The sequence below is a fragment of the Burkholderia lata genome (genome assembly GCF_000012945.1).
Classification (GTDB): Bacteria; Pseudomonadota; Gammaproteobacteria; order Burkholderiales; family Burkholderiaceae; genus Burkholderia; species Burkholderia lata.
The window spans coordinates 3,337,889-3,351,706 of sequence record NC_007510.1; the positions used below are offsets into that span (position 1 = coordinate 3,337,889).

The window sequence follows — 13,818 nt, forward strand, 5'->3', positions numbered from 1 at the left end:
ATTGCGCATTCCGCATCAATGCTTCCGACGAAAAAAATGCCGCGGATTCCGCGGCATTCTGGCTGGAAACGGCAACGATCCCGCGTACGGATCACTGGCCTTCGCCGAACTTGTCGGCGATCAGCTTCAGCAGCGCGTCCATCGCTTCCTGCTCGTCGGACCCTTCGGTCTCGATCGTCACGGTGCTGCCGATGCCCGCCGCCAGCATCATCACGCCCATGATGCTCTTTGCATTGATCTTGCGCCCGTTGCGCGTCATCCAGACTTCCGACTGGAAGTTGCCGGCCAGTTGCGTAAGCTTGGCCGATGCGCGCGCATGGAGCCCCAATTTATTGACGATGGTGGTTTCTTGTTGAAGCATGATTCTCGGTCGGGTCGGTCGGGGCCGCCGGCGGCGCGCGTCGGCGGTGCTGTCTAAAACGGAAAACGGGAAATCAGTGCGATTCGGTGCGCGGCTGCGGTTCGGGCGGAATCGGCGCGCACTGGCCGCAGCCGGTTTCCGTCGGCGGCGGCGGCGTACCGGCCGACACCTCGTGGACGCCCTTCGCGCCGCCGGACAGCGCCTTGTCGACCAGCTTGTCGAGCGGCACGGTGCGGTAGCAAACGGCCCGCACGAGCATCGGCAGGTTCACGCCCGCGAGCACGCGCACGTTGTCGATCTTGGCCAGCTGGCCCGCGATGTTCGCGGGCGTCGCGCCGTACATGTCGGTCAGCACGACCACGCCGTTCTCTTCCTTGAGCCGCGCGAGTTCCGCGTGCGCGAACGCCATCACCTGGGTCGGATCGCTGTCCGCCGTCACGTCGATACAGCCGATGCGGGCGGGCACGCCGCCATAGATGTGCGCGATGCAGTCCCGCAGCGCGGTGGCGAGCGGAGCGTGCGCGATGATCAGGATCCCGGCCATGTCAGATCGCTCCCGGCCGCCCCTGGCGGGCCGACACCCCGCGGCGGGGCAATGAGCGTAGCGAGTGTGGGAAACGTTCCATGTTCAGCCTTGCAACAGTTTCGGCCCGACCGCCGGGCCTTTGGTGCGCGATCGCGGCACCGGGCAAGCGGGCATTGTAGCAGGCCGGTCGAACTGCTCCGGCGACGGGGGACCTGCGCGGCCGCCGCCGGGGTTGCGCGGGAAAGCGGCCTACGCGGCCGCACGCTCCAGCGCGTCGATGAACATCGCGGCGACGTCGAAGCCCGTCTGCTCCATGATCTCGCGGAAGCACGTCGGACTCGTGACGTTCACCTCAGTCAGCCAGTCGCCGATCGCATCGAGGCCGACCAGCAGCAACCCGCGTGCCGCAAGCACCGGCCCGAGCGTTTCGGCGATCTCGCGATCGCGCGCGGTCAGCGGCTGCGCAACGCCGAGCCCGCCCGCCGCCAGATTGCCGCGCACTTCGCTGCCCTGCGGAATCCGAGCGAGCGAAAACGGCACCGGCTCGCCGCCGATCAGCAGGATGCGCTTGTCGCCGGCCTTGATCTCGGGGATGAATTTCTGCGCCATCACCGAACGCGTGCCGTCGTGGCTCAGCATCTCGATGATCGAACCGAGGTTCATGCCGTCCGGCTTCACGCGGAACACGCCCATCCCGCCCATCCCGTCGAGCGGCTTCAGGATCACGTCGCCGTGCTCGGCGTGGAACGCGCGCAGCCGTTTCGCGTCGCGCGTGACCAGTGTCGGCGCGACGAACTGCGGAAACTCGCCGATCGCGAGCTTCTCCGAATGATCGCGGATCGACTGCGCCTTGTTGAACACGCGCGCGCCAGCACGCTCGGCCAGCTCCAGCAGCCAGGTCGACGTCACGTATTCCATGTCGAACGGCGGATCCTTGCGCATCAGCACCGCGCCGAACGATTCGAGGCGCCGTGCGTCGACCGGCCCGGCCTCGTACCACGTCTCGCGATGCAGGTCGTCCGGGTCGCCGACGAACGTGATGCGGCGCACGTCGGCCTCGACGGCCGAACCCGTCCACGCGAGGTGGTTCGGCTCGCACGCGTACACCGCGTGCCCGCGCCGCGCCGCCTCGGCCATCATCGCGTAGGTCGAATCCTTGTAGATCTTGAAGCGCTCGAGCGGGTCGGCGATAAAGAGAATGTCCATGAGGTCCTGTACTTGGCGAAGGTCCGTTACACCTGGATGGCTTCGGGATCGGTCTTTTCCAGTTCGATCGACGACGCGATCAGCGACAGCCGCGCGACGACGCCGTACATGTAGAAACGGTTCGGCGGCGCGGCACCCGGCTTCGCGCCCGCATCCGGCAGCGCGGTGTGCTCGAAGCCGAGCGGCACGTAGTGCATGCCGGGCGCGTTCAGGTTCTGGTCGCGCTCACGGCCGGCATGCGTGCGGTAGAAGCCGCCGACCACATAGCGGTCGATCATGTACACGACGGGTTCGGCGACTTCATCGCCGACGCGCTCGAACGTATACACGCCTTCCTGCACGATCACGTCGCGCACCGCGAGGCCGGCCTTCGACTCGGCCATCTGCGCGCGCTCGGCCTTCGACATGCGGCCGATCTCGGCCGCGTCGTGCACGGTCATCACGCCGCGCCCCGCCGTGCCCGCGTCGGCCTTGACGACCACGTACGGCTTTTCGCTGATCCCGTATTCGCGGTACTTGCGCGCGATCTTCTTCAGCACGCCGTCGATCGCGTCGGCGAGCGCCTGCTCGCCTTCATGCGCCTGCCAGTCGACGCCTTCCACGTGTGCGAAATACGGATTCACCATCCACGGATCGACGCCGACCATCTTCGCGAACTTCTTCGCGACGTCGTCGTAGCACGAGAAGTGCGTCGACTTGCGGCGCACGGCCCAGCCCGCATGCAGCGGCGGCAGCAGGTACTGCTCGTGCAGGTTTTCCAGCACGGCCGGGATGCCGGCCGACAGGTCGTTGTTCAGCAGGATCGAGCACGGATCGAAATTCTTCAGGCCGAGGCGGCGCTGCGAACGCTCGAGCGGTTCGAGCACGATCTTCTGGCCATCGGCCAGCGTGATCGGCGTCATGTCGGTGATGCTCGGGTCGAGCGAGCCGAAGCGCACGTTCAGGCCGGCCTGGCGCATGATCGTCGCGAGCCGTGCGACGTTCTCGAGGTAGAACGCGTTGCGGGTCGGCAGCTCGGGAATCACGAGCAGGTTCTTCGCGTCCGGGCAGATCTTCTCGATCGCGGCCATCGCGGCCTGCACGGCGAGCGGCAGCACTTCGGACGGCAGATTGTTGAATGCGCCGGGAAACAGGTTTGCGTCGACGGGCGCCAGCTTGAAGCCGGCGTTGCGCAGGTCCACCGAACAATAGAACGGCGGGGTATGTTCCTGCCATTCGAGCCTGAACCAGCGTTCGATCGCAGGCGTCGCGTCGAGGATCTTCTGCTCGAGTTCAAGCAGCGGACCGTTCAACGCCGTAACGAGGTGGGGAACCATGAATCACTCGCGAGCGGGAGAAGGAAGATTGTAGAGCAATTGCCCTGCCCATTTGGGGATTGTTCCCGGCTTCGCAAGGGTTTGGAGGAAGTTTTCGGCTATTGACCCGATAGCGCGAAGGGTTATGCGCTACGGCAGTGGGTGACAGGAGAAAAAAAGCCCGCCGGGTGGGGCGGGCCGAAGTCGCTGCGCTCATTCATGGCGGGCGCCGTCGTCGCGGCGGCCCGCCGGTCATTCTTGTGACTTATTCGACATGCTCGCCGTGCAGGACCACGTCGAGGCCTTCGCGCTCTTCTTCTTCCGACACGCGCAGGCCGATCGTGAGATCGATCAGCTTCAGCAGCACGAAGCTCAGCACGCCGCTGTAGACCAGCGTGATCAGCACGCCCTTGGCCTGCAGCAGCAGGCTGCCGTCGGCGCCGCCGATGTCCTTGACCGCGAACACGCCTGTCAGCAGCGCGCCGAGAATCCCGCCCACGCCGTGCACGCCGAATGCGTCGAGCGAATCGTCGTAGCCGAGCTTCGACTTGAGCCACGTCGCCGACCAGAAGCACACGACGCCGGCTGCGATGCCGATCACGAGTGCACCCGTCACGCCGACGAAGCCGGCTGCCGGCGTGATCGCGACGAGACCCGCGACCGCACCCGACACGATGCCGAGCACCGACGGCTTGCCGTGCGAGATCCACTCGGCGAACATCCAGCCGAGCGCCGCGCAGGCGGTCGCGACTTGCGTCGTCAGCATCGCGAAACCGGCACGGCCGTCGGCCGCGACTGCGGAACCCGCGTTGAAGCCGAACCAGCCGACCCACAGCATCGAGCCGCCGATCATCGTCAGCACGAGGTTGTGCGGCGCCATCGATTCACGACCGAAGCCGATGCGCTTGCCGAGCATCAGGCATGACACGAGGCCCGCGATACCGGCGTTGATGTGCACCACCGTGCCGCCCGCGAAGTCGAGCACGCCATCCGACGACAGCCAGCCGGTCGGCTCCCACACCATGTGCGCGATCGGCACATAGACGATCAGCGACCAGAGCGTCATGAACACGAGCATCGCCGAAAACTTCATCCGGTCGGCGAACGCGCCGCAGATCAGGGCCGGTGTGATGATCGCGAACGTCATCTGGTAGACGAAGTAGACCGATTCCGGAATCGTCGTCGCCAGGTGGCTGACGGTCAGCGTCGTCGCCTTGTCGCCCTTGACGTAGGTCATCCCGTGCAGGAACGCACGCGACAGGCCGCCAATGAAGCCGTTGCCCGGCGTGAACGCGAGGCTGTAGCCGACCACCGTCCACAGCACCGTGATCACCGCGGTGATCGCGAAGCTCTGCATCACCGTCGCGAGCACGTTCTTCTTGCGGACCATGCCGGCGTAGAACAGCGCGAGGCCGGGGATCGTCATGAACAGCACGAGCGCGGTGGAGGTCAGCATCCACGCGGTGTCGCCCGCACTGATCTTCGACGAATCGACCGTGAACGGCTCGGTCGGCGCGGCCGGTGCGGCCGGGGCCGAAGCGGCAGCGGCGGCCGATGCATCGGTGGCGCCCGAGGCCGGTGCGGCGGCAGCGGCCGTGGCGGATGCGTCGGTGGCAGCCGGTGCCGAAGCGGCCGGAGCGGCGGCAGCCGAAGCGTCGGAAGCCATTGCGGCGGGGGCGGACGCGGCCGCGGCGGACGCCGCGTCGTCGGCGAGCGCGGAGCCGACGCCGGCCGCGATCAGCGAGCCGGCCATCAGCAGGGACATCAGAAGTTTGCGCATCTTGGGTTTCCTCTTGTCGCTTGTCTTGTCTGTTCTGTTACAGCGCGTCTGCGCCGGTCTCCCCGGTGCGAATCCGGATTACCTGTTCGATCGCCGTGACGAAGATCTTGCCGTCGCCGATCTTGCCCGTGCGCGCGGCCCGCTCGATCGCCTCGACCGCCTGGTCGACGAGATCGTCGGACACGGCTGCCTCGATCTTCATCTTCGGCAGGAAATCGACCACGTATTCGGCGCCGCGGTACAGCTCGGTGTGCCCCTTCTGGCGTCCGAACCCTTTCACCTCCGTCACCGTGATGCCCGAGACGCCAAGCGCCGACAGCGCTTCGCGCGTCTCATCGAGCTTGAACGGCTTGATGATTGCGGTAATGAGTTTCATGAAGTCCTCTCGCTGGGTTGTCCCGTCGAATTGGTTGGAATGTTGTAACGGACTCTTCTCAGCAACTCGCATGCCATGTCGGTTCGCGCACCGTTTCAAAAGGCTTCATCAAGGGGTCGCATCCCGTGATGTAAGGTGCGGAAGCCCGGCCGAATGGCCAACGTGGCCCGGTTTGCTGGCGCGGCGAAAGGATCGTTGCTAGAGTGCACGCACGTCCCGGATCCCCGGGCCATTCACCCATGCGGGCGCCATGCCCGGAATTCGCGCCCAGGGCGCACCATTTCCGGTCATGCGTGCATCATGGGCACGTACGCAACTGAAGATGCACATTTTTTGTGCAAGGAAGGGGAATCACATGAAGCAACCCAGCGACGTTTTCAACGATCTGCAGTCGCGCGTCAGCGATCTGCTGAAAAACTCGCCGGCCAAGGACGTCGAGCGCAACGTGAAGGCCATGCTGTCGCAAGGCTTCTCGAAGCTCGATCTCGTCACGCGCGAGGAATTCGACACGCAGGCGCAGGTGCTCGCCCGCACCCGCGTGCGCCTCGAGGAACTCGAGAAACGCGTCGCGGAACTCGAGCAGAAGCTCGCCGCGCCGCAAGCCTGACGCCCTACCCGGCCACAAGGTCCGGGCGCGGGCCGCCTCGTGCGGCTCGCGCCCGCCGCCCTCGAAGCATTGAAGTACTGAAATCGTCCCCGCTCTTCGTCGGCCGTCGTTCTCCGCAGCACCCCGCTCTTCGCTGTTCATCGCTCTTCGCAGTCTCCCCGCTCTTCGTTGTCCCTCGCTCTTCGTTGTCCCTCGCTCTTCGCTGTCCGTCGCTCTTCGCAGTCTCCCCGCTCTTCGCTGCCCCTCGCTCTTCGCAGTCCGTCGTTCCGCTGTTCCTCGTTCTTTCCCCGCGCCACGCCGGCAAGCGCGCACCGATTCCTCCGATTCCCGCGGCATGCGGCCCCGAACGGCCGTCGTCCGTCTTGTTTACAGGAGCCTCGCCATGTCGCTCGCCGTGGTGCGCAGTCGCGCGCCCGCCTCCGGCCGTGCGCCGGACGTCACCGTCGAAGTCCATCTCGCCAACGGGCTGCCGTCGTTCTCGATCGTCGGCCTGCCCGATCTCGAAGTCCGCGAAAGCCGCGAGCGAGTCCGCGCCGCGCTGCAGAACTGCGGCTTCGAATTTCCCGTGCGCCGCATTACCGTCAACCTCGCGCCGGCCGACCTGCCGAAGGAGTCGGGGCGGTTCGACCTGCCGATCGCGCTCGGCATCCTCGCCGCGAACGGCCAGATCCCGGCCGGCGCGCTGGCCGGCCGCGAATTCGCGGGCGAACTGTCGCTGACGGGCGCACTGCGGCCGATGCGCGGCGCATTCGCGATGGCCTGTGGGGTCGCGCGGGACTGGCAGTCTGCGGAAAGTGGCGCGGCTTCCGGTTTCGGTTCCGGCACGCTCTCCGGTTCAGGCAGCGGTGGCCAACGGGCCGGCCCGGAGGCGGGCTCCGCCGCTGCGTCGAACACCCCCGAGCTGTACCTGCCGCTCGCCAGCGCCGCCGAGGCCGCGCTCGTGCCGGGCGTCACCGTATTCGGCGCGCCGGACCTGCCCGCGCTGTGCGCACACCTCACCGATGCGCCGGACGGGCAGCTCACGCCGGTCGCCGCGCCGTGCCTCGACGACCTGCCGATGCCGGCCGCCCCCGATCTCGCCGATGTGGTCGGCCAGCGCGGCGCCCGCCGCGCGCTGGAAGTCGCGGCCGCGGGCGGCCATCACATGCTGATGGTCGGGCCACCGGGCGCCGGCAAGTCGATGCTGGCCGCCCGGCTGCCGGGCCTCCTGCCGCCGCTGACCGACGACGAGGCGCTGACGTCGGCGGCGCTCCTCTCCGCGAGCCGCCTCGGCTTCTCGCCCGCGCAGTGGCGTCGGCGGCCGTTCCGCGCACCACATCACTCGTCGAGCGCCGCCGCGCTGGTCGGCGGCCGCAACCCGCCGCAACCAGGCGAGATCACGCTCGCGCACCTCGGCGTGCTGTTCCTCGACGAGCTGGAGGTTAGGTATTGAAATTGTTGTTTGTCCGCATGGATCTACCCTTCTTACGGTATCGAGGGGCGGCGAAGAGCCAGCCCACTATCACGCAGGGATAACATGGTCTCCGCACACGCCTGAGTAGCTACCCGTAACCGGGCAATCATCGATATGACGCAACGAAAGACAAGGACCAGCGAGTGTGGGCTATTGATCCACGGAAATCGCGCGGAAGTTCACAGGCCAGCGGCCCCCAACAGTTCCGAGGGACGGCAGGAAAGTGCGCGCGCAATTTTGAGCAGGTTCAGCAGCGTAACGTTACGCTCACCACGTTCGATTTTGCCCATATGACTTCGGTCAATGTTGGCAAGATGAGCAAGCGTTTCCTGAGAAATGTCGAGCTCTAGCCGACGAACGCGAATAGCCTTCCCCACTTCCTTAAGGTTCGCCTCCGTATCGCTTCGACCAGATACCCTTTCCATCGGGATATGGTCGATGTACCATGCCAGATTGGCCACGGCATTTACGACCCATTTTCGCCACTGGCCCATCACTTGGGATGACTGAGGTTTGATCAAACAAGACGAAGTGCGGTCGGCACTCGCGGATGTTCGAAGCGGGCTGGCCTATTTTGAGCGCGTGCTCGATACAGTCGATACGGGGAATGGACCAATTTCTCGCGGCCACATCGACCTGGTCGGCGCTCTCATGATCAGAGGCTCCGTGGACGTCTGGTACCGAGGTGAATACATAGCCGTTCCGTTTCGGCGGCTTTCGGAGTGGTTTAGAAACCCGATGACCATCACCGCGGAACGCCATCTAGTCGACGAGGCCACGATCCGTCGATGGGCGGACCGAGAAATCGATGAAAGCGGCGGAACGATGGACCTCCCCTGCAACCACCCAGGTTGCCGCCGAGTGCGTACCTTGGCCTTCTATGGCCCGCAAGAGATGCAAGCTGCAGAAGTCAAATCGGCCTCGGCAATGTGGTATTGCCACCGCCATCGACTACTGGCCTGGCAATCACAAAAGGCTCTTGGTGACGATCACGTCACGGCACTGAAGCGCGTGCATGATCTTCCTGGCTGCAGTCGCCAGCAGCTTGGCGCGAAAAAGAGTGACACCGACTTCCTTGTATCACTTGGTCTTCTATCAATGTCTACACATAACGCGCATATCGGGGGCCGATCACTCGCGTTCTACCTTACTGACGAAGGCCAGAGATATGTTCTAAAGTTTTCGACGTAATACATGCAGACACATCGATACATAGCTGGAAGTGATTACTCGACGGCTATTCGGCATCTCTGGCCGACCAGCACAGGAGAAAAATGGATAGCTTTGACCTGTCCGACCTCGATAACGTCTCGCTCGATGGTCTCGAATTTTGCCTACACGTATATCGCATATTCGAAGGTCTCAGACAGACTGAAGAGGGACGAGTTAAGCTCCGCATGCGCGCATCGGATGTCGAAAAGAAAATCCTGGAAGAACTACTGCCGATATGCAAGTTCGTGCAGGCTCGCTATCGTCCGGGACGATACATTTCGGTACGGTGGATAGACGGAAATCAGGCCTTCGATGCCGAGCTGGAGCAGCACGGAGACTATGTATCCAAAGGGCACCACCCGTCTCGAGTGTACCTAGAAGTAACCTGCGCCGTGCACAGCAACGACCATCTATGCAGAGAGCTAATCACGAAGAGTGGAGCTTGCTTCAGCCCCGACGGCGTAAAGCGCCGCAAGTCCGGCGAGATTGCCTCAGACCCAGTCGTCTACGCCGGCGTCGAGTACGCGCAGAGCTTCAGCAATATTGTTCTTGATCGGATATCGAAGAAGATCAAAAAAAACTACCCGCCTGGAACAATCCTGGTAATCCCGTGCACGCCCGGCAACCTCTGCTTCCAAGATGATTGGGACGCGCTTGTCAGCAGCGTCAAATGCCGACTCCCGACTCATTCGTTCGGCGAGATATTTATCTATGACACCACTCTCGAGCACATGACGTCGCTATGACTCGTCACACCCATGTGTCGTGCTGCCTCAAATCAACAATGCCTACCCTACACAAATACGCTTGACTAACCAGTATCAGCATTCTAGATTGATCTCATATTTTAAATATGAGGTTGGCATTGGGCGACGAACTAGTTCCGGAGCAGGTCAAAGCTGCTCGCGCACTTCTGGCTTGGTCTCAGCAGGAGTTAGCCAGAAAGGCCCGCGTCGCCACATCGACAATCGCGGACTTCGAGCGTGGGGTTCGTACGCCGGTAGCCAATAACGCCGAGGCCATCCGAAACGCCCTCGAAGCTGAAGGGCTTCAATTTGTTGCCGGCGGTGTTGTTGAAAAGAGCAGACTCCCGTCCTCCCCTCGAGCTGCGAGCCCGGGCGGATTGATGCGCTGGGTGAATGCAACAGACCTCTCCCAGTGGGGAGAGCGACGGGACGCGCAGGGCGCTATGCCGGAGCTGCTCCGCCGCTTGATTTTTGCGACGGTAGGGCCAGCCGCAGACGTCCGCTTCCCTTCGGACGAAAGCGTCCAGCACGGCGGATGGGACGGTCAGTGCATAAGCGATATCGGGGCGACCTATGTCCCAACCGGAAATTCAGCATGGGAAATCGGGACGCAACGCACAAGGATTAGCAAGAAAGCTGACGACGATTTCGAGAAGCGCACGAAGGACCCGCTCGGGCACGATCCTTCGCAAACGATCTTTGTCTTCGTAACGCCACAACGATTTCCCAAAAAGGATGACTGGATCGCGAAGCAAAAGGCACGCGGCGTGTGGAGAGATGTTGCGTTAATCGATGGCGACGATCTTGTGCATTGGCTAGAAATGTGTCCGGCAGTAGCACAATGGCTATCGATCAAGACAGGTCGTCGCCCCCAAGGACTGCGGACCCTGGAAGAAGTTTGGTCCGAATGGATCGGGGCGAGCACGATACCCATTACCACGGATGTGCTTCTTGCCGGACGTGATGAAGATCAGATCGCAGTACTTAGGTGGCTACGAGAACAGCCGCAGCTTCTTTCGCTGCAGGCAGACGACCCAGAAGAAGCAATGGCTTTCCTGTATGCCGCAATCAGTCCGCTGCCCGAGCACTACAAGTTGTGGCATTGGAGCCGCAGTGTTGTCGCTGAAAACAGTGATATAGCAAGGCAACTTGTCGGGCTCGGAACGCCGCTGAATATTGTCCTCTCCGATCCGGAACCCGGACTTGCGCAACGCCTGGTGGATGAGGGACATCACGTTTTCGCCGCATATGGCTCCAGCACAAGCAACCATTCAAGCGGCATGCGACGGCTCCGTCGGCCATGGAAATTCGATCTCAAACTGGCGCTTGTCCAAGCCGGCATAGAAGAGGAAAACGCCCACGCGTATGCACATGCAGCGGGGCGAAGTATTACTGTACTGCGGCGGTTGAAACCCGCCGCCCCGCACCAGCAGCTTGAATGGGCAAAAAAAGCTGACCCGGCACTGATCGCGGCCATGTTCGCCGGGGCATGGGTGGGAACGTCAACACAAGATCAAAAGGTACTCAGTGAACTGGCTGACCGCCCGTACGAGCAAATCGAGGAAGCCCTTATCCCGTTAGCGGCTTCGGCCGGCGGCCCGCTGGTTCGCTCGGGCGAACTCTGGAAAGTCGTGTCACTCCGCGATCTCTGGATGCAGCTCGGCAACAGGGTTACGCCAACCCAGCTAGACCGATTTGAACAGACCTTTCATAGGGTACTCGGTGCGGTCAATCCACGCTTCGCGACGCGCCCGAAGAGTATCTATTACGAAGCGGATGGCGAATTCGAGGAACAACCGTCTGCAGCGACCCGCAGTGGCCTGACGGAGGCAATGATCGCGATCGCCGTTCTTCCAGAGGGAGTTGCCTTCGCCCCCGATCTCCGGGGACGTGCCGACCGCGCAGTTCGCAAGCTCTTCGATAAGGCTGGGCCGTCCCTATGGTGGTCACTTTCCGGCGACTTCATAAATCTGGCCGAAGCTGCACCTAGCGCGTTCCTGGATGCCATAGAAGCGGGCCTCGATGGAAATGCCCCACCGATCATGTCCCTGTTCCGTAGCGATGAAGGGATGTTACATCCCACGGAATACCTGTCGAACTTGCTATGGGCATTGGAGATACTGGCTCGAAGTCCGGATTACCTCGCGAAATCCGCGCTGCTGCTCGCACGCCTCCATGAAATTGATCCGGGAGGAAAGTGGAACAACAGGCCTTTTGTTTCTCTTCGACGCATTTTTGTCAGTTGGTCTCCGCAGACGTACGCGACTCCCGCCGAGCGACTCAAGGTAATCGACACAATCACGCGACAACATCCGGCAGTCGGATGGTCACTCTTGCTGAAGCTGGCACCCAGTTTTCATGACGTGACGGAGCCTTCAGCGAAGCCCAAATGGCGCGATTTCACACCGGATAGGCGCGAAGAAATTACCGTGCAAGCACTCGGTGAAGCAGGCCGCAATATCGGCCAGCGTCTACTGCAGAACGTCGGAAATGATTTGGCGCGGTGGACTCAACTGCTGGATCACTGGCCGAATTTTGATTCCGAGTGGCGCAAACAGGCGACCGAACAATTGACCGTCATGGCCCGCGGACTTGACGACCCAAAAGAGATTGAGGCAATGCGCGACCAGCTACGGTCCTTACTGTCTCAACACCGCGCTTTTTCGGACGCGCAATGGGCAATGCGTGAAGATGATCTGAAGCCGCTGGACGCAGTTTTCGAGACGCTACAACCAGCCGGCACGCAGGAGCGCGTCCGATGGCTTTTCCGCCCCGGCGCGGCGACGTTGGGACCGAATGTTGACTGGAATCTCGAGCAAGCCGACTTGGCAAAAAAGCAGATTGAGGCGGCAAACCAGTTATTGGCTGAGTTGCCCGAGGACGATCTATTCGCTTTCGCGTCGACAGTTACGATGCGACACGCTCTCGGCATCGGGATCGCAAACGCTGATGCACAAAGTGAACTCAAGCATGCGTTGATGAAGAGAGGCATCTCCGCTGCTGAACCTTTAGAAGCAGAGGTCGGGCTGGGTATCTTCCAGGGGCTAATGACACAAGCCGGCACGGATGGAGCTTCCTGGACCCGGCGTTTGTGGCAGCAAGCCATAGCTGAAGGATGGGGACCGGAAGCCGAGGTCCGAATCGTTCGAGGACTTCCCGTAGAAAGATCAACATGGGAAGAGATAGACCATCGTGGCCTAACGTTGAGTGAGGCCTATTGGCGTTCATTGCCTGTGTACTGGATTCCTCGAGAAGCAGAGGCTGGTGACGTTGTCGAACGATTGCTGAAATGGGACCGTGCTGTTGACGCCATTAGTTGGCTATCCCAACATATTCAGACAAAGCCCGCTGGGCACTTGCTCATCGCAGCATTACGCGCGGCGACAAAACTCGCGCAGCCGCTTGAAGGAAACGCTGCAACAATGCTCAGCCATAACGTCGGAGTGATCCTTGACCATCTCGATACCGATCCAAGCGTAAGCGAGCAAGATATCGCCAGCCTCGAGTTTATCTATTTTGATGCACTGCGTTACTCACGGCGCTCCACGCGAACTCTTCACCGTGCCTTGGCCCGCGACCCAGAATTTTTTGTCTACCTGATCAAGCTGATTTTCCTTCCTGAAGAAGGAAGCGGCATTGTCGAGACGGATTCTGTCGATCCGGCAAAAGCGCAGGACTTGGCGAGTCACGCATATAACGTGCTCGATGAATGGTCGCATGTACCTGGCGCAGATGATCACGGAGAAGTCGACGGGGAGTCGCTGGAGCTTTGGATAAAACAGGCGCGCAAACTTCTCTCCGAAGCAGGACGCACAACCATCGGGGACCAGAAGATCGGTGAGATTCTGTCAGCGGCAAAGCGCAAAGCCGGCGACCCGTGGCCGCCCGAGCCAGTGTGTGCAGCCATCGAACTTGTCAGGAGCAAGGAATTGGAACGAGGCTTGGAACTCGGCGTGTATAACCGGCGTGGCGTAACGGTGCGAATGCCCCACGATGGAGGCGATCAGGAGCGTGCTCTCGCGCACCAATATCGGCGCGATGCCGGCGAGCTTCGTTTTGACTGGCCACGAACTGCGGCATGTCTGGAGCGAATAGCCGAAATGTACGAAGCCGATGCAAATCGGGAGGATATTGGGGCGGACCAAAGAGACTGGCTTTAATCCAGTTGAGCGAGCCGCATAATACAGGCAGGTCAAAAGCGCCGATTCCGCTCGGGCTGTTGACAATGAATTTCAGCAGTATGTATGCGCAACAAT

At 61.9% G+C, this 13,818-nt stretch carries 11 protein-coding genes and 1 pseudogene; 5 read left to right on the plus strand and 7 right to left on the minus strand.

The features are described 5' to 3' along the window. Positions 1-91: 91 nt before the first annotated feature. The 6 genes from BCEP18194_RS21135 to BCEP18194_RS21160 form a co-directional block, all read right to left on the minus strand. On the minus strand, positions 92-361 hold the full coding sequence (locus tag BCEP18194_RS21135; protein ID WP_011353292.1) for an HPr family phosphocarrier protein: 270 nt from the start codon (positions 359-361) through the stop codon (positions 92-94). A gap of 73 nt (positions 362-434) precedes the next feature. Beyond that, entirely contained in the window at positions 435-905 is a 471-nt protein-coding gene (locus tag BCEP18194_RS21140; protein WP_011353293.1) for a PTS sugar transporter subunit IIA, read from the minus strand. Positions 906-1,136: 231 nt separating this feature from the next. After that, on the minus strand, positions 1,137-2,093 hold the full coding sequence (gshB, locus tag BCEP18194_RS21145) for a glutathione synthase (protein ID WP_011353294.1): 957 nt from the start codon (positions 2,091-2,093) through the stop codon (positions 1,137-1,139). Positions 2,094-2,119: 26 nt separating this feature from the next. Beyond that, positions 2,120-3,409, minus strand: a complete 1,290-nt coding sequence (gene gshA, locus BCEP18194_RS21150) for a glutamate--cysteine ligase (protein ID WP_011353295.1) — start codon at positions 3,407-3,409, stop codon at positions 2,120-2,122. 244 nt (positions 3,410-3,653) lie between these two features. Then, positions 3,654-5,168 carry an ammonium transporter gene (locus BCEP18194_RS21155; protein ID WP_011353296.1) on the minus strand — a complete coding sequence of 505 codons (1,515 nt, stop codon included), beginning with the start codon at positions 5,166-5,168 and terminating at the stop codon, positions 3,654-3,656. Positions 5,169-5,205: 37 nt separating this feature from the next. Then, positions 5,206-5,544, minus strand: coding sequence for a P-II family nitrogen regulator (locus tag BCEP18194_RS21160; RefSeq protein WP_027789049.1), 339 nt, complete (start codon positions 5,542-5,544; stop codon positions 5,206-5,208). 355 nt (positions 5,545-5,899) lie between these two features. On the opposite strand from BCEP18194_RS21160, the gene BCEP18194_RS21165 reads away from it, so the two are divergent. After that, positions 5,900-6,151, plus strand: a complete 252-nt coding sequence (locus BCEP18194_RS21165; protein WP_006489451.1) for an accessory factor UbiK family protein — start codon at positions 5,900-5,902, stop codon at positions 6,149-6,151. Between the two features lie 382 nt (positions 6,152-6,533). Further along, positions 6,534-7,568 (plus strand): annotated as a pseudogene (locus tag BCEP18194_RS21170) (YifB family Mg chelatase-like AAA ATPase); the annotation flags it as partial. A gap of 215 nt (positions 7,569-7,783) precedes the next feature. Here the strand turns inward: BCEP18194_RS21170 and BCEP18194_RS39970 are convergent. Beyond that, the gene (locus BCEP18194_RS39970) at positions 7,784-8,029 is read right to left on the minus strand and encodes a helix-turn-helix domain-containing protein (RefSeq protein WP_081436641.1); all 246 of its coding nucleotides are present in this window, start codon (positions 8,027-8,029) and stop codon (positions 7,784-7,786) included. An 88-nt stretch (positions 8,030-8,117) separates the two neighbouring features. On the opposite strand from BCEP18194_RS39970, the gene BCEP18194_RS39975 reads away from it, so the two are divergent. From BCEP18194_RS39975 to BCEP18194_RS21180, 3 genes are all read left to right on the plus strand, one after another. Further along, on the plus strand, positions 8,118-8,795 hold the full coding sequence (locus BCEP18194_RS39975) for a hypothetical protein (RefSeq protein WP_011353300.1): 678 nt from the start codon (positions 8,118-8,120) through the stop codon (positions 8,793-8,795). An 83-nt stretch (positions 8,796-8,878) separates the two neighbouring features. After that, positions 8,879-9,562, plus strand: a complete 684-nt coding sequence (locus tag BCEP18194_RS21175; protein WP_011353301.1) for a hypothetical protein — start codon at positions 8,879-8,881, stop codon at positions 9,560-9,562. 119 nt (positions 9,563-9,681) lie between these two features. After that, on the plus strand, positions 9,682-13,722 hold the full coding sequence (locus tag BCEP18194_RS21180; RefSeq protein ID WP_244272907.1) for a helix-turn-helix domain-containing protein: 4,041 nt from the start codon (positions 9,682-9,684) through the stop codon (positions 13,720-13,722). Positions 13,723-13,818 lie beyond the last annotated feature (96 nt).

Coding starts and splice junctions, on each gene's coding strand:
- BCEP18194_RS21135 (WP_011353292.1), bottom strand. CDS start 361: ATGCTTCAACAAGAAACCACCATCGTCAATAAATTGGGGCTCCATGCG.
- BCEP18194_RS21140 (WP_011353293.1), bottom strand. CDS start 905: ATGGCCGGGATCCTGATCATCGCGCACGCTCCGCTCGCCACCGCGCTG.
- gshB (WP_011353294.1), bottom strand. CDS start 2,093: ATGGACATTCTCTTTATCGCCGACCCGCTCGAGCGCTTCAAGATCTAC.
- gshA (WP_011353295.1), bottom strand. CDS start 3,409: ATGGTTCCCCACCTCGTTACGGCGTTGAACGGTCCGCTGCTTGAACTC.
- BCEP18194_RS21155 (WP_011353296.1), bottom strand. CDS start 5,168: ATGCGCAAACTTCTGATGTCCCTGCTGATGGCCGGCTCGCTGATCGCG.
- BCEP18194_RS21160 (WP_027789049.1), bottom strand. CDS start 5,544: ATGAAACTCATTACCGCAATCATCAAGCCGTTCAAGCTCGATGAGACG.
- BCEP18194_RS21165 (WP_006489451.1), top strand. CDS start 5,900: ATGAAGCAACCCAGCGACGTTTTCAACGATCTGCAGTCGCGCGTCAGC.
- BCEP18194_RS39970 (WP_081436641.1), bottom strand. CDS start 8,029: ATGGAAAGGGTATCTGGTCGAAGCGATACGGAGGCGAACCTTAAGGAA.
- BCEP18194_RS21175 (WP_011353301.1), top strand. CDS start 8,879: ATGGATAGCTTTGACCTGTCCGACCTCGATAACGTCTCGCTCGATGGT.